Raw genomic sequence first — 25926 nt, forward strand, 5'->3', positions numbered from 1 at the left:
GGGCGGCACTGACAACGCTAGCGCGAGGTGAACTCCGTGAAGGCAGCCCAAGTGGCCGGGGCCACCTGGAGGGTTGGGGCGTCGGAGGGGGTCTGCTTCGAGTCGCGGATGTGGATGGTGTGGGAGGAGACGGCCACTTCGAGGCACTGGCCGCCCTCGCTACCGCTGTAGCTCGACTTGAACCACTGAAGTGCTTCGGCGCTCATTGTTCTCCTACCAGGCGGTCGAGCAGGCCCATCGAATCCTGCGTGGTCAGGGCCTGTGTCCGCAGCATCGCATACTTACGCGAAAGGATGGACACCTCATCTGCGTCAGAGACCCACTGGCTGCCGCGTTGCGACTCGGTGTACGCGACATGCTGGTGGTCAGGGGTTTCCAGGAGCGTGAACGGGCCGTCGACCCCCGCGTGGAAGGGACTGCTCAGCGGCAGGACCTGAAGCGAGACGCAGGGCAGTTCGGCCATCTCGCGTAGGAACCGCAGCTGTTGCCTGCACACCCCGGCCGAGCCCAGCTGCAGGAGCAGAGCGGGCTCCCAGACCACGAAGCTCAACGTCGGTGGGTTCTTTCGGCGCAGGATCTCCTGGCGGTCGAGGCGCAGCCTCAGGGAGTTCTCCAACTGCTCCTCTTCGTAGGCCGGAACGCGGTTCTGCAGGACCGCGCGCGCGTACGGCTCGCTCTGAAGCAGGCCAGGGATGACCGCGTTGTCGTACCAGGACAGGGTGATGGCCACCCGCTCCTGATCCATGTACTCCTCGGCCCACAAAGGAAACTGATCCACCTCCGGCAGATTTGCCACCCCCGCCGCCAACGTTCCCTTAGTCCCGAGGAACTCGTCGAAGATCTCGGCGATGTCCAGCTTCAGTGACCGTCGGCCCTGCTCGATCGATGCGATGGTCTCCTCGTTGATGTTCAGCGCGACGCTCAGGCCGGACTGGCTCAACCCCGCCGCCCTGCGTGCCGCGGCCAGTTGACGGCCGAGCATCTTCATGGCCGACTGGTTCTTCCGAGAAGTCGTCATGCTGCTGAACTCCCACGCCTGCCCGTGCCCGACCCCCGCACAATCCCGTACAAACGCTTTGTACGGGATCACGTACTGATCCAGACTAGTCACTCTGCGCGACAGTCGCCCCGTGAACGCGCAACTCGAACTCCCTTACCAACGCGACCAGTTCTACGGCCGCGCCCGCCGATCCGTGCCCGCGGCCAGGCGGTTCACAGAGTGGTCGTTGAGGTACTGGGGGCTGGCCGAATGGGACCGCTTCGCCGATCTGTCGCTCTGTGTGAGCGAGTTGGCCACGAATGCGTTGGTGCACGGGGCGCCGCCGGGGCGGGGGTTCCTGTTGCGGCTGCGGTACGACGGGCTGGTGGTGCGGGCCGAAGTGCATGACAGCGGATCCGGTGTGCCGAGGATCGCCGACGACCCGGACGAGGGCGGGCGTGGGCTGCTGCTCGTCGCCGCACTCAGTGACAAGTGGGGCGTGGCGGAACGCAGCCCTGGGAAGCTGGTGTGGTGCGAGTGGTACCGGGACGCTGTGGGTGCCGACCGTGTCACGGCCGGCACCCGGACGGGGTCGTGTCCTTACGCGGCGGAGAGCGCGTCGGCCGCGGAGGGCTCCCAGACCGAGATCCGCGGTGCGTGAACGTGTGCCTTCACCGGGATACGGAGGGTGTCGCCGCTGTCCAGCTTCACGGTCAGGTACGAGGTGTCGCTGCCCTGCCCCGGGGCGTCCTGCTGGTCGAGTGCGACGCCCTCGTAGTTCGACTGTCCGGGACGCAGGATGTTGGGACCGCCGCCGATGCCGTCGGGGGTGGTTGCCCGGACGCGTCCGTCGAAGGTGACGAGGCCGATGATGCCGAGGTCGCAGCGGGCGCCGCTGGTGTTCTTGGCGGTGATCAGCAGGTGGTTCACGGGCTGTGAGACCGGGGCGGCGGTGACCGTCAGCTGGTCGGCACGGCACGCACCGGCTCGGGTGCCGCCGCCGGTCCCGGACGCGGTGCCCGAGCTGTGCGCGCCGGTCTGCTTGGCGGCCGTGGGCGTGGACTTGGCCGAGCCGTTGCCCTCGGTCGCCGTTCCGGTGGAGGCGCGGGACGGCTCGGCGGTGGGCGAGGCGGTGGCGTGCGCCGGAGCCGAGGCGGTGGTGGCCGTGCCGGTGGGAGCGGAACCCGTGGCGGAGCCGGGGTCGCAGGCGACGAGGGCGAAGGAGCCGAGGGCCAGGGTGGCCGCGGAGACCAGGAAACGCTGGACGGACATGTGGTGCTTCTCCCGTTGGTTGGTTCGGTCGGGGCCGGATCGGGTGAACCGGCCGATGACCTGAACCGTGCGGTGCGATCCGTCTCACCCGCCATATTCCACGGGCAGTTGGGAACCCTGAAACGGTTCCACGCCGTCTGAACTGGGGATACGTCGGGGCCTGGAACGCCGTTCTGGGATGGTGGGGAGAGACGATGGCGGACGAGTCCCAAGAACTGGCGAAGCTGCTGCTCGCGTTGAAGGAGCGTTCCGGCCGCAGCTACGGCGCGCTCGGCAAGCGGCTTCACATCAGCACGTCCACGGTGCACCGCTACTGCAACGGCACAACCGTGCCGAACGACTACGCTCCGCTGGAGCGGCTCGCCCGCGTGTGCGGGGCCACTCGGGACGAGTTGGTGCAGCTGCACCGCCACTGGATCCTGGCGGACGCCGCTCGCCGTCGGGCGACCGAGACGCCTGGCGCTCCTGAGGCCGAGGTGGTGGCTGAGCACGCCGAGGCTTCCACCGAAGTCGAACCGGTCGATGCCCCCGATGTCGCCGTAGTCGCCGACGCACCAGCCTCAGTGGAGGCCTTAACCGAACCGCCACCGACTGCCATGGCCGCCGCCCCGGCCGTACGGTCCCGCAGACGGCGGTCCGCCGTCGTGGCCGCTGCCGTCGTGAGTGCAGTCGCCGTCACGGCTGCCGTGGCCGCTGCGGCCACGCAGTTCGGATGGGCCTCTGACGGGGAGAGGACCGCAGCGCGTGCGACCGGGCAGTCCGGCGCCGCACATGGCGCGGCGACCACGTCCGACCGCGCAACGGTCAAGACGTCCGCCCCGGCGTCCACCACATCGCCGTCCTCATCAGCTGATGCCAGTCGCTCGCCCGGGACGCCGACGGAAACCGGCAAGCCCTCGGAGAGCAGCGCCACAGCCGCCGGCACCGCACCGCCGTTCCACGTGAACGTCCTGACGAACAACTGGGACAGCCCCTGCGACCAGTGGTTCCTCCTCCAGCGCCCGCCGGGCAGCGTGCCTCCGCCACCGGCCGGTCAGGCCACCGACGGCTGGGCGGCCGCCCTGGGCGCCGCACCGGCCGGGCATCTGCGGCTCCAGGTCACCGTGCAGGGCAGCAGCAGCCGGCCCGTCGTGCTGCACGCGCTCCGGGTCCACACCACCAGCACGCGCACGGCACCGAAGGGGAACGCCTACATGATGGGCAGCGGTTGCGGCGGCGACCTGGCGCCCGCCTCGTTCGCCGTCGACCTCGACGCACCGGCGCCGAACGCCAAGCCGGTACCCGGCCACGAGGGCAACATCGAGACGCGCGCGACGAACTTCCCGTACAAGGTGTCCGTCGACGACCCGGAAGTACTGAACATCGACGCGAGCACCGCCGCCCAGGACGTCGGCTGGTACCTCGAACTGAGCTGGAGCAGCGGAGACCAGCAGGGCACGGCCCGGATCGACGACCACGGAAAACCGTTCCGCACGGTGGGCATGCGTGGGGACAAGGCCTACTGGTACAACGCCGACGGCACCAACAAGTGGCTGCCCTACAGCCCGCCGAACGCGGGCTGAGACGTGTCTACGACGAGTCGCTGCCCACGAGCATGCGCAGCTCGAAGGCGGACCGGGTGGCCGGATGGGTCCTCTCCTTACCCATCACGGAGCCCAGCCATCCGAGCAGGAAGGCCAGGGGGACCGAGACGATGCTCGGGTACTTGAGCGGAAAGACGTCGAAGTCCATACCCGGGAACAGCGCGGCCGGATTTCCGGAGACGGCAGGAGAGAGCACGGCCAGGGACACCGAGCAGATCAGGCCGCCATAGACGCTCCACAGTGCTCCGGTGGTGGTGAAGCCCCGCCAGTACAGGCCGAACAGCAACGAGGGGAGGATCGCCGAGGCCGCAACGGCGAACGCCAGCCCGGCGGCGAAGGAGACGTTGAGACGTGAGGAGAAGAGGGCGATGGTCGTCGCCCCGGCGCCGATCACCACCACCGACGCCCGGGCCACCAGAACTTCCTGGGACGCGGTGGCGCGCCCCTTCATGATCACCGCACCATAGACATCGTGCGCCACAGAGGTCGCGGCGGCGAGGGCGATGCCCGCCACGACGGCCAGGATGGTCACGAACGCCACACACGACATCACGGTGAGCAGCAGCGACCCGCCGAGCGAACCCCCCAGCAGCAGCGTCGCCGTGTTCCCCGAGGCATTGCTGCTCACGACCGTCCGAGGCCCCAGCAGGCCTGCCGCGCCGAACCCGAGGACCCCTGCGGTCACGCAGAAGACGCATGTCAATGCGGCTGTCCATTGGACGGAGCGCCGGGCGGAGCGTGGGCTGGGCACCGCGCGCAGGCGCAGCAGGAGGTGCGGGAGGCCGGCTGCTCCGAGCACCGCTCCCAGTTGCAGGCTCAGCGCGTCCAGCTTGTCGGTGCCGGCGCCCTGGGACCGCGCTCCGGGCGCGAGGAACGTCTCGCCGACGCCGCTGCGTTCGGCCGCGACCCCCAGCAGGTGACTGGGGTTCCAGCCGAACTTGCCCAGTACCAGCAGACCCAGGTACACGCTGGCAACCAGCAGGAAGGCGGCCTTGAAGCACTGCACCAGCGTCGCGCCGTACATGCCGCTGATGGCCACGTAGATGATCATCAGGATGCCGAGGAACAGCATCAGGAAGTTCTGGGCCGGGACTCCGGTGATGCCGAGCAGAGGGGCAGCGAGGGCACCGGCACCCACCAGCTGAGCCGTCAGGTAGAACAGCGAGATCACCAGCGTGGCGATGCCCATGGCCATGTGGACGGGGCGTGGCCGCAGATACCGCGCCAGCACATCGCCGACCGTGTACTGCCCGGCGTTGTGGAACGGCTCGGCGACCAGCAGGAGGATCACAGCCCAGGCGACGATGGGACCCAGCAGGTAGGGGATGCCGTCGAACCCGGCCAGGGCGATGAGACCGGGGGTCCCCAGCAGCGTTGCGGCGGAGATGAAGTCGCCGAACAGGGCGATGCCGTTGCGAGGGGAGGACAGTCGGCGACCGCCCGCGAAGAAGCGCCGGGGTGTGTCCGATTGCGAGGCGTCCAGCAGGGAGATGAGCACGACGCCGACGACGAAGACCGCGAAGACGGTGATGACAACCCCGGTGTGGGTCGTCTGCGCGAGCACGGGAGACGCGAGCACGGGAGACGCGGGCACGGGAGATGTGGTCACTGCTCCTCCCCTCGGTATCCCAGTCCTGCGCGCACTTGGTCGACGAGCGGATCCAGGCGGGTTCGCGCGTAGCGTGCGTACCACCGACAGACCGCGAGCGTGGTGCCGCACTGCAGCAGCGCCAGCGCCAGGCCGACGTTCAGATGGCCGATGAGTCCGATCGCCATCACGTCGGGCGCCCAGCTGGCCATGAGGGCATTGACCAGGTACAAGCTGATGACAGCGGCGGCGACGGGAAAGATCCTGGAGCGGCGCTCGGCACGCAGCTGGGCGAGGGACGTCATCACCTCGGGCGGAGTGCCCCACTCCTCAGGAGCCTCACGGACATACAGCGGCGGTTGCCCGTGCGGCGACGGTTGCCAGTGCGGCTGAGGGAACCCGTAGCGCGACTCATGAGGCCCGTACACGGCATCAACTCCTTGCTGCGAGCGGTGACGCGAGGCCGTGTTTGAGCAGGGATAGCCCCGACACCACAACCGAACGCCGTTCGGTTTGGGAGCTTAGAGTGGGGTCCTGCGCCCGACAAGGTGTGGGACCGCGGCAGGTTGAGGTGTCACCGCGCTGCGACCGGGTGGTGCGGATCGGCAATGGGCCACTGGGCGGATCTGGAGCCACCGCCGGGTCGGCGGGCGGGGCGGATCAGGAGCCCGACACGGACGCCTTGGGTTCCGTCACGCGCGCGTGCAGCACGCTGAGGCCGTCTAGGAACATCTCCAGGGCCAGTTCGAAGCTGTCCCGGTCGATGGTGTCCGCGTGGTCGCTCAGGCGGTGGGCGTCGGCCAGGTGTGCATATCGCTCGACGTAGACCTGTACGTCGTCGTCGAACCCTCGGGCGAAGGAGCTCATCGCCGACCCGATGACCAGGTACTTGGTCGAGGCTCCGATCATCGTGGCGTAGCGCGGGGGCCAGCCGGCGCCGACGAGGCCGCCGTGCACGGTGTCCGCGCGCCGCAGCGAGGCCTCACGGCGGGCCGGGCCGTGGGCCAGGAACGGAACGATATGGGGGTGGGCGGCGAGGGCGGCGCGGTAGGACCGGGCCCAGGACGCCACGCCGTGCCGCCAGTCGCCGGTCTCGAAGCCGGAGACGTCCACGCTCTCCATGATGGTGTTGGTGACCTCGTGGAGGACGTCGTCCTTGGTCTTGACGTGCTCGTAGAGGGAGGAGACCTGAACTCCGAGCTCCCCGGCGAGCTTTCGCATCGACAGCTCGGCGAGCCCCTCACGGTCCACGATGGCGAGTGCCGCGGCGCAGATGCCGCCCCGGCTGAGGATCGGCTTGGTCGGTCGGGCCACCGCTGCACCCCCACATCGCTGCGCGCTCCGTCCTTCGTAGCGCCGTTCGCTCAGCTTTTACGGTACACGCACTCCGATAACCGAACATTGTTCGGGGGGGTGGGGTCGTGTGCGGGTCGAGGGCGGCCTCCCGGCTCCCCTGAACGACCTCATCCTGAACCTCCTCGCCAAACGCCCGGATGACCGCCCGGCGGACGCGGGGGCCGTCTGCGAGACACTGAGCACGCTGCTCGCCGACCACGTCGTGACGATGCCCGGCGGCAACATCCTGGACGTCATGCAACTGGGCCACGGCCACTCGGTCTCCGGGCTGATTCTGAGACGAGCATGGGAGTTGCGCGCCGAGGCCGAGAGGATTCGCGAAGAGGCCCGCGAGGAAGCCGTTCGACTGAGGGAGGAGACAGCCAAGTTCGCCGAGGGGTTCCGCGATGAGGCCTTCTACCAGATCTTCAGGCAGTCGATTGAAGGCAGCTACCCCACCTTCGACCGGTTCAGCGACGGCGTGAAGGCGACGTACGGCATCATGCTCCCGCCTGATCAGGCCGCTCGCATGGTCAACCGCTTCATCAACCGCCATACGGCGGAACTGCAGGACGACCACATCGCGTAGAGGCCGTCTCCGGGTGCGCCGACGCCGGAGACGGGCTCACAACCGGTCAGAGCTTCTCGGGCGTCCTGATACCCAGCAGCGCCATGCCCTGGTGCAGCGTGCGGGCCGTGAGGTCCACCAGGAACAGACGGTTCTCCACCTGCTCGGGCGTCTCGGCCTTCAGGACCGGGCACTGGTCGTAGAAGGACGTCAGCAGACTCGCCAGCTGGTACAGGTACGCGGCCAGCTTGTGCGGGGCGTACTCCTTGGCGGCCTCGGCCACCGTCTCCGCGAAGGAGTCGGCGTGCAGGCCGAGGGCGCGCTCGGCGTCGGCCAGAGCCAGCTCCGGGTGGGCCGCCGGGCGGACCTCGCCGGCCTTGCGGAGGATGGACTGGATACGGGCGTAGGCGTACTGGAGGTAGACGGAGGTGTCGCCGTTCAGCGAGACCATCTGGTCCAGGTCGAACTTGTAGTCACGGACCGCGGAGGTGGACAGGTCCGCGTACTTCACCGCACCGACACCGACGTAGCGGCCGTTCTCGATGATCTCCTGCTCCGTCAGGCCCACCTTCTCGGCCTTGTCCCGCACCACCGCAGTGGCCCGGTCCACAGCCTCGTCCAGCAGGTCCTCCAGCTTGACCGTCTCGCCCTCACGCGTCTTGAACGGCTTGCCGTCCTTGCCGAGGACCGTGCCGAAGGCCAGCTGGAACGCCGTGACGTCGTCGTTCAGCCAGCCGGCCCGGCGGGCGGTCTCGAAGACCATCCGGAAGTGCAGGGCCTGCCGGGCGTCGACGACGTACAGGATCGTGTTCGCCTTCAAGTTGAAGACACGGTCGCGGATCGCCGAAAGGTCGGTGGCCGCGTAGCCGTAGCCGCCGTCCGACTTCTGGACGATCAGCGGGACCAGGTTGCCGTCCGGGCCCTTGATGTCGTCGAAGAAGACACAGAGCGCGCCCTCGGAGCGGACGGCGACGCCGGACTCTTCGAGCAGGCGGCAGGTCTCGGCCAGCATGTCGTTGTAGCCGGACTCGCCGACGATGTCGGGGTCCTGGATCTCCATGTCCAGCTTCTCGAAGACGGAGAAGAAGTAGATCTTCGACTCGTCCACGAACTTCTGCCACATGGCGAGGGTCTTCGGGTCGCCCGCTTGGAGGTCCACCACCCGGCGCCGGGCACGGGTCTTGAACTCCTCGTCGGCGTCGAACTTCTTCCGCGCGGCCTTGTAGAGGCGGTCGAGGTTCGACATCGCCTCCTCGCCGGTCACCTCGGCGGCCTTGTGGTCCAGCTCGTGCGGGTGCTCCTCCAGGTACTGGATGAGCATGCCGAACTGGGTGCCCCAGTCGCCGATGTGGTGCCGCCGGACCACGTTCTCGCCGGTGAACTCCAGGAGCTGGACGACCGAGTCGCCGATGACCGCCGACCGCAGGTGGCCGACGTGCATCTCCTTCGCCACGTTCGGCTGCGCGTAGTCGATCACCGTCGTGCCCGGCTCAGCGGCGAGCGGCACGCCGAGGCGGCCCGTCTCGTCCGTGTACCGCGCGGCCAGGTTCTCGGTGATCGCCCGGTCCGTGATCGTGATGTTCAGGAAGCCGGGGCCGGAGACCTCGATCTCCTTGATCACGTCACCGGCGACGATCTGGGAGGCGACCTGCGTGGCCAGCTCCCGCGGGTTCGCCTTCGCCTTCTTGGCGAGCGCCAGGATCCCGTTGGCCTGGAAGTCGGCCCGGTCGCTACGTCGCAGCAGCGGGTCCGCGCCGGCGGCCTCCGGCAGGGAAGCCGAGAGGGCGGACGCGAGCTGCTGCTGGACGGAATCGCTGAGGGACGTGACCGAGGCCATAGGAATGGGTGCCGTTCTCCTCGTGGGGATGGATAGACCCAGCCAGTATCCCATGGTGGGTAAAGCGGTTTTCGCCGACGCAAGTCCGTCTGTGAGAATGGGGTGTCACCCCGTTCAGAAAGAAGGACGTGCCGATCGTGGCTCAGAGCACCGAGACCACCGACTGGGTCTCCCGTTTCGCGGATGAGGTCATCGAGGAGTCGGAGCGTCGGGCCCCGGGCAAACCTGTGGTCGTCGCGTCCGGCCTCTCCCCCTCGGGTCCGATCCACCTGGGCAACCTGCGTGAGGTCATGACCCCGCACCTGGTCGCCGACGAGGTCCGCCGCCGCGGGCACCAGGTCCGCCACCTGATCTCCTGGGACGACTACGACCGGTACCGGAAGGTGCCGGCGGGTGTCGCGGGGGTCGACGAGTCGTGGGCCGACCACATCGGCAAGCCGCTGACCTCCGTCCCGGCGCCGGAGGGCTCCGCGCACCCGAACTGGGCCGAGCACTTCAAGGCCGCGATGATCGAGTCGCTCGCCGAGCTGGGCGTCGAGTTCGACGGGATCAGCCAGACCGCGCAGTACACCTCCGGTGTCTACCGCGAGCAGATCCTGCACGCCATGAAGCACCGTGGCGACATCGACGCGATCCTCGCCCAGTACCGGACGAAGAAGGCTCCTGCCAAGAAGCAGCAGAAGGCCGTCGACGAGGCCGAGCTGGAGGCCGAGGAGGGCTCGGGCGCCGCGTCCGAGGACGACGGCAGCTCCGGCTCCGCCGGGTACTTCCCGTACAAGCCGTACTGCGGCAACTGCGAGAAGGACCTGACGACCGTCACCTCGTACGACGACGAGAGCACCGAGCTGGCGTACACCTGCACGGCCTGCGGGTTCTCCGAGACCGTCCGGCTGAGCGAGTTCAACCGCGGCAAGCTGGTCTGGAAGGTCGACTGGCCGATGCGGTGGGCCTTCGAGGGTGTCGTCTTCGAGCCGAGCGGTGTCGACCACTCGTCCCCGGGGTCCTCGTTCCAGGTGGGTGGCCAGATCGTCGGGATCTTCGGCGGCAAGCAGCCCATCGGTCCGATGTACGCGTTCGTCGGCATCTCCGGCATGGCGAAGATGTCGTCCTCGCGGGGCGGCGTGCCCACCCCCGCGGACGCTCTGAAGATCATGGAGCCGCAGCTCCTGCGCTGGCTGTACGCCCGCCGCCGGCCCAACCAGTCCTTCAAGATCGCCTTCGACCAGGAGATCCAGCGGCTCTACGACGAGTGGGACAAGCTCGCGGGCAAGGTCGCCGACGGGTCCGCGCTGCCGGCCGACGTCGCCGCGTACACGCGGGCCGTGGGTACGGCCGCCGGTGAGCTGGTGAAGACGCCGCGTCCGCTGCCGTACCGCACGCTCGCCTCCGTCGCCGACATCACCGCCGGGCACGAGGACCAGGCGCTGCGGATCCTTTCCGAGCTGGACCCGGAGCAGCCGCTGTCCTCGCTGGACGAGGCGCGGCCGCGGTACGACAGGGCCGAGGCGTGGATCAACACGCACGTTCCCGCCGACCAGCGCACGATCGTCCGGGACGAGCCGGACGCCGAGCTGCTGAAGTCCCTCGACGAGGCGTCCCAGCAGTCGGTACGGCTGCTGCTCGACGGGCTCGCCGAGCACTGGTCGCTCGACGGGCTGACCCACCTGGTGTACGGCGTGCCCAAGGTGCAGGCCGGGTTCTCGGCCGACGCCACGCCCAAGGAGCTGCCGGCGGAGATCAAGACGGCTCAGCGGTCGTTCTTCGCGCTGCTGTACCACCTGCTGGTGGGCCGGGACACCGGGCCTCGGCTGCCCACGCTGCTGCTGGCGGTGGGGCAGGAGCGGGTGCGGGCCCTGCTCGGGGAGTAGACCGCGTCATAGGAGGAGGGGGCGCCCGGTGACACCGGGCGCCCCCTCCTGTGTTCACTGGCTCTTCGTGGAGATGTCGCGGGTGGCTTCGAGGAGCGGCAACTTGTGGACACCGTCTGCGGGCTCCTTGTCGGAGGGCGGTCCGTCCGGCTGGACCGACATGACGACGACGACCTGGTAGTCGCCGGGGTGCTTGTCCACGTCGGACCATGTGGTGCCGCGGCAGAGGCTGTCGAGCGCCAGGGTCTTCGTGTACGGGCGCTTACCGACGGGATACCCGATGGCCGGGCTGCCGTCCGGGCCCTTGTCGGCGGGGGGCTTCTGGCGGCCGACGATGACGCCGTGCTTGAGCAGGAGGGCCGTGGGCGGGATCTCACCGATCGGCAGGCTGAGCATCTCCTTCCGGTCGCCGGAGGTGATCTTGTAGGTGGTCCGAAGGGTGGAGCCCTGGCGCCGCAGGGATGTGACGGTCAGTTGCAGAGGCTCGTCGGGGCCACTGACGACGACGGGGCGTTCGACGGTGCTGTCGCAGGGCAGGGAGCGGTCCTGTTGCTTCAGCGGCGGACTCGTGGTGGTCGGGGCGGGGTGGGCCTGGTCACCGGTCACCGCGTCGGAATTCCCCCCGCACCCGGCGAGGGCGAGCAGCAGGACGGGGACGGCGGGCAGCAGGGTGCGGCGCATGGGTTCCTCCGTGAGATGTCGAGAGGCCGTTCATTCGGACAGCGGGGCACGGGCGACGATCAATGAATCAGGGGCCCGGGTACCGGAGGGCACGGTCTGCTGGACGGCGAGGACGACGGCCACTTCGTAGCCGCCCTTCCACACCGAGTTCCAGTTGGTTCCAGCGCAGGGACGGCCCGGCACGGGCGCGAGCCGGGTGCGGTGCGGGTGGTCGGGGGTGATGGTCACCGGGTTCGTGGTGTTCTCGGATGCCGGTCCGGACGGCTGCTGACCGGCCACGACCCGGCCGTCCTTCAGGACGAGAACCAGTGGCCCGCCGGACAGGACCGCCGGGGCGGTCGCATGCACCGCGTAGGTGACCTGCGGGGTTCCGTTCGGGGCCGCGCGCACATCGGAGATGCGTACGGTCACGGCTCCGCGGCCGGAACTCGCCGGGATTCTCGTGCCGCAGGTGTGGTCAGGGAGTCCCGGAGCCGCGCTACTCGCCGCCGAGGGCTGCCTGACCGAGGAGTCCGCCGGTGTCTTGGTCTCCGGTGTGGAGGCGGACGGCAGCGTGTTCAGCACCACCGCGGCGGCCACGGCCAGGCCTGCCCCGGCCACGGCGGTGTAGCGGGCGCGCCTGCGCCGGCGCACCCGGGTCCGGACGAGCTCGGTGTCGATCTCCGGTGGCGGTGTGCGGTGCGCGGCGGCCAGCAACTGTTCGCGCAGGTCCTCGGGCTTCATGTCTCCAGCCTTTCCTCCGCGACGTGATGCTGTGGTGGCCGCAATTGGGCGCCCAGCCGTGCCAGCGCGTCGCTCAGATGACGCTTGACCGTGCCTTCACCGCAGCCGAGCCGCGCCGCGATGCCCGCGGTGGACATGTCCTCGTAGTAACGGAGCACCACGCACGCCCGCTGCCTCGGCGACAGTCCGTGCATGGCGTCCATGAGGTCGACCCGGTGCAGGACGTCCGTGCTGTGGTCGGCGACCGGCTCCGACGACACGAGCCGTGGGAGCGCGCGGATCCAACGGGCGCGGCGCCGGTGCAGGTCCAGGTAGCGGTTGAGCATCGTGCGACGCACGTATGCCTCCGCCTCCCCCAGTTCCCACGCACGGCGGGGCTGGGAGAAGACCCGTACCAGTGCCTCCTGAACCAGGTCGGCGGCCTCCGCGCGGTCGCCGCACAGCAGGAAGCCGTACCGGTTCAGCTCCGCGCCGCGCTCCCGCGCGAGCTCGGACAGCAGCCTTGACCATTCGGCCACGTTCCCTCCGATCCCCTCACCCGGTATCACGAACAACTCCCCCGTCCGGTTGGGGCCTTGCGGCCAGGAAGTTCGACGGGCCGCCGCGGACGGTGCGGCGCGGGATGCCACCCACACGCGCGAAGGGCACCACAGGCTCCGGGTGGAAGCTCTGTGGTGCCCCTCGCGGCGGTGCCGGGTTACTGGTGCGGGTTCAGCTTCAGGCCGAAGCTGTGGAGGATGTCAGTGGCCTCCGTCCACTCGATCTCCTGCGTACCGTTGCCGGCGGAGACGATTCCGCGCGCCTGGCGGCGGCGGCTGTCGTTGACCGTGAAGACGAGGCCACCGGAGTCGCCCTCGGTGCCGGTGTAGTGCCCCTTGCCCTGGACACCCCGTACGTTGTGGAGGGAGCCGTCGTCCCACCTGATCCTGTACCGGTAGTCGTCATTCACGGTCGTGATGTCGCAGGGGACACCCTGGTGCTCGTAGAACGAGCGGGCGCCGTCCTGGCAGACCCTCTGTCCCTTGTAGGAGTAGGCGTAGTTGTTGACGGCGTACCACTTGCCGGCGGGCGTGTCGGCCTCGTCCGAGTTGAAGCCCTTGCCGTTGTAGAGGCCGCTGTCGATGAGCTGGGCGTCCCACCCGTCCTTGGTGCTGGTGACCTTCCCGAAGTACTTGCCCTTGGTGTAGGTAAAGTGGCCGACGGTCCGGCCGGCCTCACCGTAGACGCCCGCACCCTTGGGGAAGCAGTGGGCGGCGGTGATGAGGTAGTCGCGTCCGTGCGAGTTCTCGGCGGCGATGCCGGCGGTGCACTGCGAGACATAGCCGGGCTTGCGGTTGTTGCCGATGAGGACGTCGCCGCCGATCTGCGGACGGCCGTCGTTCCATCGCCAGGAGGTCGCCGTCTTGATCTTGCCGGATACGTAGGTGACGGGGATGCCGTCCAGCCGGTTGCCCTGCGCCTTCACCCGGCGCAGTGCGTTCGGCTTGACCTCGACGGTGATGCCGGAGCCGTCGGCCTTGGGCGTCGCGCCCAAGTACACCTCCTTCGAGGCGTCCTTGACGGCGCCCAGCGGGAAGATCTTGTCGATCTCCCGGTCCAGCGCCTTCCTGCTGAAATCGGCGTGCTGAACGCGTATCAGCGCGGTGTTGATCGTCGGGTGGGCGTGCTTGGCGGCGGCGATCAGCTTCGCGGCCCGGGCGCTGTCGGTGGCGTAGAGGGTGACGAAGCCGCCGTCCTCGTCGACGTGCTGGTCGCTGTAGGTGTCGGTGAACGCGCCACGGCCCTGGTTGCCGAGGGCGTTGGCGACGGCGTTCAGCGGCGCGACCTTCTTGGCGTGCGCGAGGAGCGCGGCGTCGGTGGTGGTGGCTCGCTGTCCGTCGTTGGCCTCGGCCGCCGGCGTCACGGTGACGGCCAGCAACGCGGCTAATGCCGAGGCGGTAGTGAGCGCGAGCAGCTTGGTACGGGAACCGGGCATGCGAATCCCCCTGAAGGACGTGAATTTCCCCGTGTGACCATACGGTCGATCGACATCGAAACTCAGAGCAGGATCTTCGTCAAAGGAGTTATTTCGAGCCAACCTTGCATGTGTGCAGGAGGGCCGGAAAACGGAGGAGATGATTCAGTAAATTTCGGTCGGCCGCTCCTGGTGATCCGCTTCTTCGCAGGTCAGATGCATGGTGAGGTGCCAGGCGAAGTTGCCGAAATCTGGGCCGGAGCGAGCTCCCTTGTGTGCGAAATGATTTACATTGAAACTGTGCGGGAGGGTGGCGTTGGGTGCTCGGAGCGCCAATCTGGCCTTTGCCTTCTCAAGGCAAAGAAGAGGTAAAAGTAAATGGTTCGACTCTCGTTTGGTGACCCCCTATCGTCGGCTCGTCCTGTCCGATCGCCCACTGAGGGAGTGCACCAAATGAAGCGCCATATAGCGTTACGTAGGGCCGCCGGAGCGATCGCCTTCCTGGTCTCGACGTCGGGTGTCGTAGGCACGGCCAGTGCCGCGGACCCGTCGCCTTCCGGGCACGTGGCGGCGCCCCGCTGGACCGCCGCGGCGGCGCAGCGGTTCTGGACCGACAAGCGCATGGCCGAGGCGAAGCCGCTTCCGGACGACGGGCGCCCGGCGTCGGCGGATGCCACGTCGCCGGACACGGGAAGGTCCCGGTCACAGCGTGCCGGGGTCGGCCCGGGGAGTTCGCACTTCGGCGGGCTGCCGATGATCGGGCGGATGTATGTGCAGAGGGGCAGCGGCTCCTACTTCTGCACCGCGAGTGTGATCAACAGCGCGCACCACAACATCGTGCTCACCGCGGGCCATTGCCTGGACGCCAGGGCCGGGGCCGGTTCCCTGGCGTTCGTGCCGCAGTGGACTGCGGCCAGGCCGCGACCGCATGGGATCTTCCCGGTCGACACCGACTCCAGAGGGCGCAGCCAGGTCTGGATCGACAAGCGCTACTACGACCGCGGGCACACGAAGGGCGCGCCGTGGGACGTGGCGTTCGCACGGGTCGGAGCGCGCAGCGACGGCAAGCGGGTGCAGGACGTCGTGGGCGGCAACAACCTTGTCACCGGGCGCGGTTACGCGTTTCCCCGAGTCCGTCTGATCGGCTATCCGGGCACGGACCGGCAACCTCTGACCTGCACCAACTCCACGAGGAAGTTCACGCCGACCGACGGCACGCCCGGCTCGTACCTCCGGATCGCCTGCGACGACTACCGGTCGGGCACCAGCGGCGGCCCGTTCCTGGCGAACTTCAACACGCACACCGGGAGGGGTGATGTGGTAGGGAGCATAGGCGGCTGGAAGACGGGCGGGCCCACCGCTGACGTCTCCTACAGCCCGTACTTCGGCTCCGACATCAGGCGCCTGTACGACGCGGCCGTGGCCGGCACCACGCCCGCCCGGCCCGGAGTGCTGTGCCCGTGACGCGTAAGCGTTACGCGATGTGGTCGTCCTGCAGTTCCGCCGTGTGGCGGTTGGTGAAGCGGTTGACCATCCGTTCGGCGTCGCGCTGCGGCATGGCGATGCCGAACGTCGCCTCCACGTCGCCGCGGAACTGGCCGGCGGTGGGGTAGCTGCCGTCGATCGACTGGCGGAAGACCTGGTAGAAGGCCTCCTCGTCGGGTTCCGGCGGGCCGCCGCCCTCGCCCAGTTCACGGGTGCGGTTCGGGCCCACCGGGATGGGGAAGCTGCCGGTCTCCTCGGACGGGTTCGGCTGCTGGAACTGCTCCGGGGGCTGTTCCTCGTACCACTCCTCGTACTGTTCCTCGGGAACGTACTGGGGGTCCGGGGGCGGGTTGTAGGCGGGGTCGTAGCCGCCGTGGTAGTCGACCTCGCGCGGGGTCTGGAACCAGGGGCTCTCTTCGTCCGGGACGTTCTCCGGTTCCCCGGTGCGCTGGTGGGGGAGCAGGGGGCGCTGCTCACCGGGAGGTGCTGCCGCGCCCACCTGTGCCGCCCCGGCGGCGTGACTGCCCGCAGTCAGGGCGCCGGGCGCGGGCTGCAGGCTGCCCGTCGGCTGTGCACCGGCCGTGGCCGCCGGCTGGGGCTGCGGGGACGGCGGCAGCAGCGCCGGCTCGATGCCCGCCGCCGCCAGGCCCGCCGGCGCCGTTTCCGCCAGGGGTACGCCGTAGCGGGCCAGGCGCAGGGGCATCAGCGACTCCACCGGGGCCTTGCGGCGCCAGGCCCGGCCGAAGCGGGCGTGCAGCCTCGCCTGGTAGACGAGGCGCTCCTGCTCCAGCTTGATGACCTGGTCGTAGGAGCGCAGCTCCCACAGCTTCATGCGGCGCCAGAGGAGGAAGGTCGGGACCGGGGAGAGGAGCCAGCGGGTGAGGCGGACGCCCTCCATGTGCTTGTCGGCCGTGATGTCGGCGATGCGGCCGATCGCGTGCCGGGCCGCCTCGACGGCGACCACGAACAGGATCGGGATCACCGCGTGCATGCCCACGCCCAGCGGGTCCGGCCAGGCGGCGGCGCCGTTGAAGGCGATGGTCGCCGCCGTCAGGAGCCAGGCCGTCTGGCGCAGCAGCGGGAACGGGATGCGGATCCAGGTCAGCAGCAGGTCGAGGGCGAGGAGGACACAGATGCCCGCGTCGATACCGATCGGGAAGACGTAGGAGAAGTTCCCGAAGCCCTTTTTGATGGCCAGCTCACGGACGGCCGCGTACGAACCGGCGAAGCCGATGCCGGCGATGATCAACGCACCGGAAACGACCACGCCGATGAGTATGCGGTGCATCCGAGTCAGCTGCATTGGCGCGGCCACTCGTCATCCCCTCCCCTTGCGTGTTGTTGCGCGCAACAGAGTGGCATACGCGTGCGACGAACGTGATGCCGGTCAGTTCTTCGTGGTGGCCGACTTGGACGGAGATGCGCCGGAGGAGGCGGACTTGGACGCCGACTTGGAGGGCGAGGAAGAGGGCTTCGTGGAGGAACTGCCCTTGGAACCTTCACTGTTGGCGGCCGAGACCGCCGCGATCGCCTCCTTGACGGCCTTCTCCGCCGCCTTGGCCAGCTCGTTCGCGTCCGGCGTCTTCTCGCCCGCGAGACCGGCGCCGTTGTAGTCGAGCGTGATGACCACGTTCTCGACCCGGGCGACCACCGTCTGCTGCTTGAAGGCGCCCTCCTTCTTCTTCAGGTCGTAGCGCACCGCCGTCGCCTCGGTGCCCGTCCCCGAGACCGGCTCCGACTTGGCGTTCTTCGCGCCGGAGACACTCCGCGCGTCGCTGACCTGCTGGGCGTAGTACGTGTGCGCCTGCTTGTCGGCGGAGCCGCGGTTCGCGTCCGAGTCGAAGCGCAGCAGGGAGACGTTGAGCCAGCGGAACTGGGAGCCCTTGGTGCCGTTGTTGTCCAGGCTGCTCCAGGAGCAGGAGGAGCGGGTGGCGGTGTCGTCGGAGGTGCCCTCCTTGCCCGACTTGGTGCCCTTCGGCACCAGATTGCCCAGGGTGTTCTTCGACAGCACCGCGCACGGCTCGGGAAGCTTCTTGTACGCGGCCGCCTGCACGGTCGGGGAGGCGCTCGCCGAGGGCTCCTGCGTGGAGCCGCTGCTCGCGGTCTGCTGGGCGTCGGCGCCGCCCTTGTCCTTGGAGTCGCCGCTGTCCGAGGAGCAGGCGGCGGTGATCAGGACCGCGGGAACGGCTGCCGCGCAGACAAGGGCGCGGCGCAGGCGCTTGGCTCGCTGGGCTCGGGCAAGGTCGTCTCGCTGGGCTGCTCGCTGCATGGTTCCTTCACTCGTGACGCTCGGTGTTCGTGCGGGTTCCTGCGGGGCCACCGTACGCGGTGAAGGAGCTGTGGGGTTTCCGTTCGCGCGCTTTGCGGGTGGCGGCGGAAGACGCCTCGGCGGGGGTCAGCTGCCCAGTGCGTCGTCCAGTTGGGAGGCCAGATCACGGGCCCTGTCCTGCATTTCCTTGCTGTCCGGGACCGTTCCGGTGACCGTCGGCTGCTCCTCGTACTCGATGGTGACGACGACGTTGGACGTGCGGAACACCACAGTCACCGTCCGCGGTTCGGCGGTCGAGCCGGAGCTGCCCAGCTGGTCGTCCAGATACGCCTCGTCACCGAGATCGGACAGCACGCGGGGCTGGAGATCGGTCGGAGTGGCGTCCGGGGAGGTCTCCGTGGCGGAGGGGGACGCGTCATCGCTCGCGGTGGCCGTGGGGGTGGGCGTGGCCGTGGGGGTGGGCGTGGCCGTGCCGGCGGAGGACGCAGAGGTGGAGGGGGTGGCGGAGCCCGGCTCGGGCAGGTCGGCCGCCGTCTCCTTCTCCTCGAACAGCTTCTGCGCCTGGTCGTCGTCGCTGACCGCGTTGTCGTACGACACCACGCGCTCGAAGTCGACGGCGAGGCGGTCGGTGGCGTCGGCGGACTCCACCTTCCAGCGGCAGCCGACCTTGCGGTCGGTGTTGTAGGTGAGCGTGGCATCGCCCTGGTACGCCCTGTCCCGCTGCTCGGGGTCGGTGAGCTGCTTGATGCCGGGCAGCAGCGAGTCGAGGGTGTCGTGGTCGATCACGCCGCACGGCTCGGGCAGGGTGCGGTACTTGCCGGGCTGGGCCGCGACGGTCGCCGTACCGGTGTCGCCGGGGTTGGCGTTGTCCGTCGGGCCGTCGCCGCCGGAGCCGCTCGTGCAGCCGGCCAGCAACGCCGCCAGGAGGGCGGCGATGCCGGTTACGTACGCCTTCCGCTGCACGGTCGGTCTCCTCTCGACGGTGTGTACTCGCTCGGTGATCCAGTGTCCCCGCTGGTTAATGGCTTGCCGTGGCGGGGCGCTCCCTGGACACAATGTGTATCGCACGCACTGCCGTGGACGCCGGTCCCATGTCCCTTTTCAAAGACCTTGGCGCCGCTTTTGCGTTTTGTTGCTTTTAAGCCATTTTTTGTGTTGCCGGGGGAATTGAGGAACGTCATGTCGTACGTGGAGATGCCGGGCGCGAAGGTACCGATCCGGATGTGGACGGACCCCGCGACGGTGGAGGACGTGGCCCTGCGCCAGCTCCAGAACGTCGCCACCCTGCCCTGGATCAAGGGCCTGGCCGTGATGCCGGACGTGCACTTCGGAAAGGGTGCGACGGTCGGGTCGGTCATCGCCATGCAGGGCGCGGTGTGCCCTGCCGCGGTGGGCGTGGACATCGGCTGCGGGATGTCGGCGGTGAAGACGTCGCTGACCGTCAACGACCTGCCGGGGGACCTGTCGCGGCTGCGGTCGAAGATCGAGCAGGCGATTCCGGTCGGGCGCGGGATGCACGACGACCCCACGGACCCGGGGCAGTTCCACGGGCTGGCGACGGCCGGGTGGGACGACTTCTGGAAGCGCTTCTTCGGCGTCGCCGAGGCGGTGCACTTCCGTGAGGAGCGGGCCACCAAGCAGATGGGCACCCTGGGCTCGGGCAACCACTTCATCGAGGTCTGCACGGACACCACCGGCGCCGTCTGGCTGATGCTGCACTCCGGTTCCCGCAACATCGGCAAGGAACTCGCCGAGCACCACATCGGCGTGGCCCAGAAGCTCCCGCACAACCAGGGCCTGGTCGACCGCGACCTCGCCGTCTTCGTCGCGGACACCCCGCAGATGGCGGCCTACCGGCACGACCTGTTCTGGGCGCAGGAGTACGCCAAGTACAACCGCATGCTCATGATGGCGCTCCTGAAGGACGTGATCCGCAAGGAGTTCAAGAAGGCCAAGCCGACCTTCGAGCAGGAGATCTCCTGCCACCACAACTACGTGGCGGAGGAGCGGTACGAGGGCATGGACCTGCTGGTCACCCGCAAGGGCGCGATCCGCGCCGGCTCCGGCGACTACGGGATCATCCCGGGCTCGATGGGCACGGGCTCGTACATCGTCAAGGGCCTCGGGAACGAGAAGGCCTTCAACTCGGCCTCGCACGGCGCGGGCCGGCGGATGAGCCGCAACGCGGCCAAGCGGCGCTTCTCGACCAAGGACCTGGAGGACCAGACCCGGGGCGTGGAGTGCCGTAAGGACTCCGGTGTCGTGGACGAGATCCCTGGCGCCTACAAGTCCATCGACCAGGTCATCGACCAGCAGCGGGACCTGGTGGAGGTCGTGGCCAAGCTCAAGCAGGTCGTGTGCGTGAAGGGCTGAGGGCGGCCGCCGTGCGTCACTTCGCGTGGCGCACGGCGTAGATCATCACGAACGCCACGATGTGGATGCCGAAGAGGAAGTAGGCCAGGAAGTACCAGACCTGCCGTTCGTTCTTCGTCTCCTGGGCCAGGCGGCGCTTTTCGAGCGAGTCCTCGTCCGCCATCACAGCTCCCGGTGCACTTTGGTGTTGGAGGCCTGGGCGCGGGGGCGTAGGACGAGCAGGTCCACGTTGACGTGGCTGGGGCGGGTGACCGCCCAGGTGATCGTCTCGGCCACGTCGTCGGCGGTCAGGGGCTCGGCCACGCCCTGGTAGACCTTGGCCGCCTTCTGCTCGTCGCCGCCGAAGCGGGTCAGCGCGAACTCGTCCGTCTTGACCATCCCGGGGGCGATCTCGATCACCCGGACCGGCATGCCGACGATCTCCAGGCGCAGGGTCTCGGCGAGGACGTGCGCGCCGTGCTTGGCGGCCACATAGCCGCCGCCGCCCTCGTAGGTGCCGTGGCCCGCCGTGGAGGACACCACGACCACCACGCCGTCGCCGCTCGCCTCCAGCTTGGGGAGCAGGGCCTGCGTGAGGTTCAGGGTGCCGAGGACGTTCGTCTCGTACATCGTGCGCCAGTCGGCCGGGTCGCCGGTGGCCACCGGGTCCGCGCCCAGGGCCCCGCCGGCGTTGTTGACCAGCACACCGATCGTCTGGAAGGCCGTCGCGAACTCGTCGACCGCCGCGCGGTCCGTCACGTCCAGCTGGTACGCCGTCGCCGAGTGGCCGGCCGCGTTGATCTCCTTCGCCAGAGCCTCGATGCGGTCCACGCGACGGGCCGTGAGGACGACGCGGTAGCCGGCCTCGGCGAGCTGCCGGGCCGTGGCGGCGCCGATGCCGCTGCTCGCACCCGTGACGACGGCGATGCGGGAGGCTGCGGACGGGGCGGGGGCCATGGGCTGCTCCTGGACGAGAGAAGGGTTGGCGCTCCCTCCAGCGTATTCGAGGCTCAGGCGCCGCCTCGCGGGGCCCACATGATCACGGCCATGCCGGCGAGACAGATGAGGGCACCGGTGATGTCCCAGCGGTCGGGCCGGAAGCCGTCGGCGACCACGCCCCACAGGATCGAGCCGGCCACGAAGATCCCGCCGTACGCGGCCAGGATGCGGCCGAAGTGCGCGTCCGGCTGGAAGGTGGCGACAAAACCGTAGGCGCCGAGCGCGAGGACCCCGCCGGTCATCCACAGCCAGCCGCGGTGCTCGCGCACTCCCTGCCAGACCAGCCAGGCGCCGCCGATCTCGAACAGCGCGGCGACGACGAAGAGGGCGGCGGAGCGGAGGATCGACATGGCGGCAGCTTCGCACGCGGGTGCGGTGTCACCTGATGGAGGGCGCCTGACGACCGGCTCGCGTGGCATACATCCGTACGGCATACCGGACGAGGTCAAAGCGAGGTGGCATGCGGATGAGGGCATGGGTGCTGGGTGCGTGCGGTGCCGTGATGGTGGCCGCAGGTGTGGCCGGGCCGGTCGGGGCCGCGACCGGGCCCGAGGCCGATCTGTCGTTCCACGGGAGCGCCGTCCTGAAGGAGGACCAGGTGGAGGTCCGGGTCAGTCCCCGCAACGACGGGCCTTCGGCCGTATCGGGCGCGAGCGTGCAGCTGCGCTGGTCGGTGCCGCTCGCCGAGCGGCAGCTGTTGCCGGGCGGGTGTGCGCGGACGGACGCGCGGACGGTGGTGTGCGACACCGGGGCGCTGGCCGAGGGCGAGACCGGGGAGCAGCTCACGCTGGTGGCGCGGCTCGCCGAGGCGCCGTCGGAGTTCACGCTGGAGGTGGACACCGGCTGGAACGGCGGTGCGGTCGACCGGGACCGCTCGAACGACCGGCTGAGGGTCCTCGTCCTCGACACCGGGGACGCGTACGCCTTCTGAGGTGTCCGGACCGTCGTACGATCTCTGCACCACGCAGGCGAAGGGGAGTGCGGCATGGCCGGGAACGGGACCGGGCGGTCCGGGCTGCTGGCGGAGCTGTCCGTGGTGTCCCGGCGGTACATGGCGTCGTACGCCCTGTTCAACCAGGCCGTCGCCGACCGGATCGGGCTGCACCCCACCGACCTGCAGTGCCTGAACCTGCTCACGCTGGAGGCGGAGCCGGTCACCACGGGCCGGGTCGCGGAGCTGACGGGGCTGACGACCGGGTCGGCGACCCGGCTGGTGGACCGGCTGGAGCGGGCGGGGTACGTCGTACGGCAGCGGGACGACACGGACCGGCGGCGGGTGCTGGTGGCGACCGTGCCGGAGAAGATCGCCGAGTTCGGGCGGATGTGGGACTCGCTGGCCGGCGACTGGTCCCGGATCTTCGACGAGCTGGACGACGCCGAGCTGGCCGTGATCGTCCGGCACATGGAGCGGACGGTGGAGTTCAGCGGGGAGCAGATCGCGCGGCTGCGGGAGGGGCGCGGCTAGGCAGTGGCGCTCGGCCGGTGTGATGCCTGGGCCACGAGGAGGAGCAGGAGTCCGCAGGCGGCGACCGTGATCCAGCCCGGCCGGGACGCGTGGGCGAGCCCCGCGGCGCTGGTGCCCGCGGCCAGGCCGCCCGCGATCGCGATGCCGAGTGCCGAGCCGAGCTGGCGGGCGGTGGAGGTGATGGCTCCGGCCACACCGGCCCGGGCGGGCGGCAGTCCGCTCACCGCGGTGTTGGTGATCGGGGCGTTGGCGAAACCGAATCCGGCGCCGATGAGCGCGTAGGCCGCAAGGAGCAGCGGCAGGCCCGTGTGCCGGTCGAGCCCGAGCAGGCCGAGACCGCCCGCGGTGATGAGGCCGCCGGCCAGGAGGAGTGGGAGCCGGGGTCCGGTACGGCCGACCAGGTGCCCGGACAGGGGTGCGCAGACGGTCGCCCCGAGGGCCATGGGCAGGGTCGCGGTGCCGGTGGCCAGGGGGGTCCATCCGCGGGTGTGCTGCAGGTAGAGGGTGTTGAGCAGCAGGGTCACGTTCAGGGCGACGAAGACCGCCACGGCGCCGAGGACCGCACCGCTGAAGGCCGGCCGGCCAAAGAGCCGCAGGTCCATGAGGGGCTCGCGGCGACGGGTCTCGACCCGCACGAAACCGGCCGTCGACAGGGCCGCGACCGCGTACGCGGTCAGTGCCGCGGGCGAGGTCCAGCCGATGCGCGGCCCTTCGATGAGGACGGCGACCGTGACCCCGATGACCGCGGTCAGCAGGATCTGACCCGGGACGTCGAGCCGCCGCCCGCCGTGCGCGGCCCGGGACTCCGGCACGAACAGCGCGCTGAGGACGAGGGCGGCCACGATGACCGGTGCGTTGATCCAGAACACCGACCGCCAGCCGAACGCCGCGATGAGTGCGCCGCCCGTGACCGGGCCCGCCGCCATGCTGAGCCCGAAGACCGACGCCCAGACGCCGATCGCCTGCGCCCGCTCCCTCGGATCCGGCATGGCGTTCACCACGATGGCCAGCGCCACGGGGCTCAGCATCGAGGCGCCCACTCCCTGCAGCGCGCGGGCCCCGACGAGCACGCCCACCGACGGCGCGAGTGCGCACAGCAGCGAGGCGGCGCCGAACACGGCCAGGCCCGACTGGAACACCCGGCGGCGGCCCAGCCGGTCCGCCAGCGCGCCGGAGGAGATCAGCAGACTGGCCAGGACGAGTGTGTACGCGTCCACGGTCCATTCCAGGCTCCGTGTCCCGATGCCCAGACCTTCGCCCATGGCGGGCAGGGCCACGTTGACGATGGTGGTGTCGAGGCCCACCAGGAACATGCTGAGGCAGCAGACGGCCAGCACCGTCCAGCGCCTGCGTGCGCTGAGGAGGGGCGGCTGGACAGGGTGCGGCGCGGCGATTGCGGTCACGGCCTACCTCGCGGTTCGGGGAGCGTCTGTCCGGCCATGCTGTGGCCGGACACCGGCCGCGCCCCAGCCCTTTTGCCGAGGCGGCAAAAAGCCCGTCTCCCGGCTAGGCGGGGTTCTCCGCGTCGTAGCGCTCGCGGGCTTCCTGGACCTGATCGAAGTGGGTCTCCGCCCACGTCTTCACCGCGGTCAGCAGGCCGGCGAGGCTGCGGCCGAGCGCGGTGAGTTCGTAGTCGACCCGGACCGGGACGGACGGGGTGACCGCGCGGGAGACGATGCCGTCGCGCTCCAGGGTGCGCAGGGTCTGAGTGAGCATCTTGGGGCTGACGCCGGCGACCTTGCGGCCGATGTCGCTGTAGCGCATGGGCCCGGGGGACAGGGCGGCGACGACGAGGCCCACCCACTTGTCGCTGAGCCTGCCGAGCAGGTTGTTGGTGGGGCAGGCCGCCAGGAAGGCGTCGTACTCGATCCGGGCCTGCTCACGCCGCTGGGCCGCGCTCATGGTCGCCATGGCTCTCCTCCGGGTCCCCTACGCACTCTCAGGTAACTACTTACCGATGGATAGTAGCTCTCCTATGGTTGGTGCTGCGGCCGGGAAATTGCCGCGAAGTACATCAAATGCCTTGTAATCGGGGAGAGTTGACATGCGTGCTGCTGTGGTGACGACGTTCGGCGGTCCGGAGGCCGTGGAGATCGTGGACGTGGCGGTGCCCGAGCCGGGGGCGCGGCAGGTGCGGATCAAGGTGGCGGCCGGCGCGGTGAACCCCGTGGACCTGGCCCTGCGGGCCGGTCTCTTCGGCGGCGCGGGCGGGCCGCTGGGTCTCGGCTGGGACGTGGCCGGGACGGTGGACGCGGTGGGCGAGGCCGCGGCCTGGCAGGTCGGCGACGAGGTGGTGGCCCTCGCGGCGGGCGTGAGTGATCCGCTGGGCGCGCACGCCGAGTACGTCGTCGTACCGGCGGACGCGGTGGCCAAGGCCCCGGCCACGGTCGACGCGGTGCACGCCGGAACCCTGCCGCTGAACGCGCTGACCGCGATCCAGGCCCTCGACCTGATGGAGCTGGCGCCGGGTGCGTCGCTGCTGGTGACCGGTGCGGCGGGCGCGCTGGGCGGGTTCGCCGTGCAGCTGGCCGCGCACCGGGGGATCGCGGTGACCGGGCAGGCCCGGGCGGCCGACGAGGAGCTGGTGCGGTCCTTCGGGGTCACTTACTTCACGACCGAGGGAGCCGCCCCGGCGAGCGTGGACGCGGTGCTGGACGCGGCGATGCTCGGTGAGCCGGCGCTGGAGTCGGTGCGCGACGGGGGCGTCTTCGTCAGCGCCCGGCCCGGCGGCCAGCCCGACTCCGTCCGCGGGGTGCGGACCACGGCCGTGATGGTGAGCGCCGACGGGGCCCGGCTGGCGGAGCTGGCCCGGCTCGTGGACGAGGGGGTGCTGAGCCTCCGGGTGGCTGGGACGTACGGCCTGGAGGAGGCCGCGAAGGCGCACGCGCGGCTGGCCGAGGGCGGGGTGCGGGGTCGCCTGGTGCTGGTCCCGTAGTGCGGGTGGGGTGTGCCGGGGTGTGCCCCCTAG

The 25926-nt window shown here is 69.7% G+C and carries 28 protein-coding genes; 9 read left to right on the top strand and 19 right to left on the bottom strand.

What is annotated here, in order from left to right:
• Positions 1–17 precede the first annotated feature (17 nt).
• A complete protein-coding gene (locus ACFY3C_RS20540) occupies positions 18–206 on the bottom strand; it encodes a DUF397 domain-containing protein (protein ID WP_390771769.1) in 189 nt (62 codons plus the stop codon).
• Positions 203–1018, bottom strand: a complete 816-nt coding sequence (locus tag ACFY3C_RS20545; protein WP_390771770.1) for a Scr1 family TA system antitoxin-like transcriptional regulator — start codon at positions 1016–1018, stop codon at positions 203–205. Before ACFY3C_RS20545 ends, ACFY3C_RS20540 begins: the two co-directional genes overlap by 4 nt.
• 112 nt (positions 1019–1130) lie before the next feature.
• On the opposite strand from ACFY3C_RS20545, the gene ACFY3C_RS20550 reads away from it, so the two are divergent.
• Positions 1131–1640, top strand: coding sequence for an ATP-binding protein (locus ACFY3C_RS20550; protein ID WP_390771771.1), 510 nt, complete (start codon positions 1131–1133; stop codon positions 1638–1640).
• Here the strand turns inward: ACFY3C_RS20550 and ACFY3C_RS20555 are convergent.
• Positions 1580–2251, bottom strand: coding sequence for a hypothetical protein (locus ACFY3C_RS20555; protein ID WP_390771772.1), 672 nt, complete (start codon positions 2249–2251; stop codon positions 1580–1582). The genes ACFY3C_RS20550 and ACFY3C_RS20555 overlap by 61 nt on opposite strands.
• 194 nt (positions 2252–2445) lie before the next feature.
• Here ACFY3C_RS20555 and ACFY3C_RS20560 point away from each other — a divergent pair, with 194 nt between their 5' ends.
• On the top strand, positions 2446–3813 hold the full coding sequence (locus ACFY3C_RS20560) for a helix-turn-helix domain-containing protein (RefSeq protein WP_390771773.1): 1368 nt from the start codon (positions 2446–2448) through the stop codon (positions 3811–3813).
• A 7-nt stretch (positions 3814–3820) separates the two neighbouring features.
• On the opposite strand, the gene ACFY3C_RS20565 is transcribed toward ACFY3C_RS20560, so the two are convergent.
• From ACFY3C_RS20565 to ACFY3C_RS20575, 3 genes are all read right to left on the bottom strand, one after another.
• Positions 3821–5443: a cation acetate symporter gene (locus tag ACFY3C_RS20565; protein WP_390771774.1), complete on the bottom strand. Its 1623-nt coding sequence runs from the start codon at positions 5441–5443 to the stop codon at positions 3821–3823.
• On the bottom strand, positions 5440–5727 hold the full coding sequence (locus ACFY3C_RS20570) for a DUF485 domain-containing protein (protein WP_390771775.1): 288 nt from the start codon (positions 5725–5727) through the stop codon (positions 5440–5442). Before ACFY3C_RS20570 ends, ACFY3C_RS20565 begins: the two co-directional genes overlap by 4 nt.
• A 355-nt stretch (positions 5728–6082) precedes the next feature.
• Positions 6083–6736 (bottom strand): TetR/AcrR family transcriptional regulator, encoded by a 654-nt coding sequence (locus ACFY3C_RS20575; RefSeq protein WP_390771776.1) that lies wholly within the window; start codon positions 6734–6736, stop codon positions 6083–6085.
• Positions 6737–6845: 109 nt separating this feature from the next.
• Here ACFY3C_RS20575 and ACFY3C_RS20580 point away from each other — a divergent pair, with 109 nt between their 5' ends.
• Positions 6846–7346 carry a hypothetical protein gene (locus tag ACFY3C_RS20580; RefSeq protein ID WP_390771777.1) on the top strand — a complete coding sequence of 167 codons (501 nt, stop codon included), beginning with the start codon at positions 6846–6848 and terminating at the stop codon, positions 7344–7346.
• A gap of 46 nt (positions 7347–7392) precedes the next feature.
• Here ACFY3C_RS20580 and argS read toward each other — a convergent pair whose 3' ends face one another.
• Positions 7393–9162, bottom strand: a complete 1770-nt coding sequence (argS, locus tag ACFY3C_RS20585) for an arginine--tRNA ligase (protein ID WP_390771778.1) — start codon at positions 9160–9162, stop codon at positions 7393–7395.
• Positions 9163–9290: 128 nt separating this feature from the next.
• Here argS and lysS point away from each other — a divergent pair, with 128 nt between their 5' ends.
• Positions 9291–11030, top strand: coding sequence for a lysine--tRNA ligase (gene lysS / locus ACFY3C_RS20590; protein ID WP_390771779.1), 1740 nt, complete (start codon positions 9291–9293; stop codon positions 11028–11030).
• Positions 11031–11084: 54 nt separating this feature from the next.
• On the opposite strand, the gene ACFY3C_RS20595 is transcribed toward lysS, so the two are convergent.
• The 4 genes from ACFY3C_RS20595 to ACFY3C_RS20610 all read right to left on the bottom strand — a co-directional run bounded on the left by ACFY3C_RS20595 (position 11085) and on the right by ACFY3C_RS20610 (position 14409).
• Positions 11085–11711, bottom strand: a complete 627-nt coding sequence (locus ACFY3C_RS20595) for a hypothetical protein (RefSeq protein ID WP_390771780.1) — start codon at positions 11709–11711, stop codon at positions 11085–11087.
• 30 nt (positions 11712–11741) lie between these two features.
• Entirely contained in the window at positions 11742–12434 is a 693-nt protein-coding gene (locus tag ACFY3C_RS20600; protein WP_390771781.1) for a hypothetical protein, read from the bottom strand.
• Complete coding sequence (locus tag ACFY3C_RS20605) at positions 12431–12952, bottom strand: sigma-70 family RNA polymerase sigma factor (protein WP_390771782.1); 522 nt, start codon at positions 12950–12952, stop codon at positions 12431–12433. The genes ACFY3C_RS20600 and ACFY3C_RS20605 overlap by 4 nt, the downstream gene beginning before the upstream one ends.
• Positions 12953–13131: 179 nt before the next feature.
• The gene (locus tag ACFY3C_RS20610) at positions 13132–14409 is read right to left on the bottom strand and encodes a hypothetical protein (RefSeq protein WP_390771783.1); all 1278 of its coding nucleotides are present in this window, start codon (positions 14407–14409) and stop codon (positions 13132–13134) included.
• A gap of 432 nt (positions 14410–14841) precedes the next feature.
• Here ACFY3C_RS20610 and ACFY3C_RS20615 point away from each other — a divergent pair, with 432 nt between their 5' ends.
• The gene (locus ACFY3C_RS20615; protein WP_390771784.1) at positions 14842–15852 is read left to right on the top strand and encodes a trypsin-like serine peptidase; all 1011 of its coding nucleotides are present in this window, start codon (positions 14842–14844) and stop codon (positions 15850–15852) included.
• Between the two features lie 10 nt (positions 15853–15862).
• Here ACFY3C_RS20615 and ACFY3C_RS20620 read toward each other — a convergent pair whose 3' ends face one another.
• The 3 genes from ACFY3C_RS20620 to ACFY3C_RS20630 all read right to left on the bottom strand — a co-directional run bounded on the left by ACFY3C_RS20620 (position 15863) and on the right by ACFY3C_RS20630 (position 19105).
• The gene (locus tag ACFY3C_RS20620; protein WP_390771785.1) at positions 15863–17161 is read right to left on the bottom strand and encodes a DUF2637 domain-containing protein; all 1299 of its coding nucleotides are present in this window, start codon (positions 17159–17161) and stop codon (positions 15863–15865) included.
• 99 nt (positions 17162–17260) lie between these two features.
• A complete protein-coding gene (locus ACFY3C_RS20625) occupies positions 17261–18142 on the bottom strand; it encodes a DUF3558 family protein (RefSeq protein ID WP_386576997.1) in 882 nt (293 codons plus the stop codon).
• A 126-nt stretch (positions 18143–18268) separates the two neighbouring features.
• The gene (locus ACFY3C_RS20630) at positions 18269–19105 is read right to left on the bottom strand and encodes a DUF3558 domain-containing protein (protein WP_390771786.1); all 837 of its coding nucleotides are present in this window, start codon (positions 19103–19105) and stop codon (positions 18269–18271) included.
• 216 nt (positions 19106–19321) lie between these two features.
• On the opposite strand from ACFY3C_RS20630, the gene ACFY3C_RS20635 reads away from it, so the two are divergent.
• Entirely contained in the window at positions 19322–20515 is a 1194-nt protein-coding gene (locus ACFY3C_RS20635; protein WP_390771787.1) for an RtcB family protein, read from the top strand.
• Between the two features lie 16 nt (positions 20516–20531).
• Here the strand turns inward: ACFY3C_RS20635 and ACFY3C_RS20640 are convergent, their stop codons facing one another.
• Genes ACFY3C_RS20640 through ACFY3C_RS20650 form a run of 3 tightly spaced genes read right to left on the bottom strand, consistent with a single transcriptional unit; the run spans position 20532 to position 21843 of the window.
• Positions 20532–20678, bottom strand: coding sequence for a hypothetical protein (locus tag ACFY3C_RS20640; RefSeq protein ID WP_390771788.1), 147 nt, complete (start codon positions 20676–20678; stop codon positions 20532–20534).
• On the bottom strand, positions 20678–21451 hold the full coding sequence (locus ACFY3C_RS20645) for an SDR family NAD(P)-dependent oxidoreductase (RefSeq protein ID WP_389187145.1): 774 nt from the start codon (positions 21449–21451) through the stop codon (positions 20678–20680). Before ACFY3C_RS20645 ends, ACFY3C_RS20640 begins: the two co-directional genes overlap by 1 nt.
• Before the next feature lie 53 nt (positions 21452–21504).
• Positions 21505–21843 carry a YnfA family protein gene (locus ACFY3C_RS20650; protein WP_390771789.1) on the bottom strand — a complete coding sequence of 113 codons (339 nt, stop codon included), beginning with the start codon at positions 21841–21843 and terminating at the stop codon, positions 21505–21507.
• Between the two features lie 116 nt (positions 21844–21959).
• Here ACFY3C_RS20650 and ACFY3C_RS20655 point away from each other — a divergent pair, with 116 nt between their 5' ends.
• A complete protein-coding gene (locus tag ACFY3C_RS20655; protein WP_390771790.1) occupies positions 21960–22424 on the top strand; it encodes a hypothetical protein in 465 nt (154 codons plus the stop codon).
• Between the two features lie 54 nt (positions 22425–22478).
• A complete protein-coding gene (locus tag ACFY3C_RS20660) occupies positions 22479–22958 on the top strand; it encodes a MarR family winged helix-turn-helix transcriptional regulator (RefSeq protein ID WP_386577004.1) in 480 nt (159 codons plus the stop codon).
• On the opposite strand, the gene ACFY3C_RS20665 is transcribed toward ACFY3C_RS20660, so the two are convergent.
• Complete coding sequence (locus tag ACFY3C_RS20665; RefSeq protein ID WP_390771791.1) at positions 22955–24361, bottom strand: MFS transporter; 1407 nt, start codon at positions 24359–24361, stop codon at positions 22955–22957. The genes ACFY3C_RS20660 and ACFY3C_RS20665 overlap by 4 nt on opposite strands.
• A gap of 103 nt (positions 24362–24464) precedes the next feature.
• Positions 24465–24869 (bottom strand): winged helix-turn-helix transcriptional regulator, encoded by a 405-nt coding sequence (locus ACFY3C_RS20670; protein ID WP_390771792.1) that lies wholly within the window; start codon positions 24867–24869, stop codon positions 24465–24467.
• Positions 24870–25002: 133 nt separating this feature from the next.
• Between ACFY3C_RS20670 and ACFY3C_RS20675 the strand changes: the two genes are divergently transcribed.
• Complete coding sequence (locus ACFY3C_RS20675) at positions 25003–25893, top strand: NADP-dependent oxidoreductase (RefSeq protein WP_390771793.1); 891 nt, start codon at positions 25003–25005, stop codon at positions 25891–25893.
• Positions 25894–25926 lie beyond the last annotated feature (33 nt).

The sequence above is a fragment of the Streptomyces sp. NPDC001410 genome (genome assembly GCF_042895235.1).
Taxonomy (GTDB): domain Bacteria; phylum Actinomycetota; class Actinomycetes; order Streptomycetales; family Streptomycetaceae; genus Streptomyces.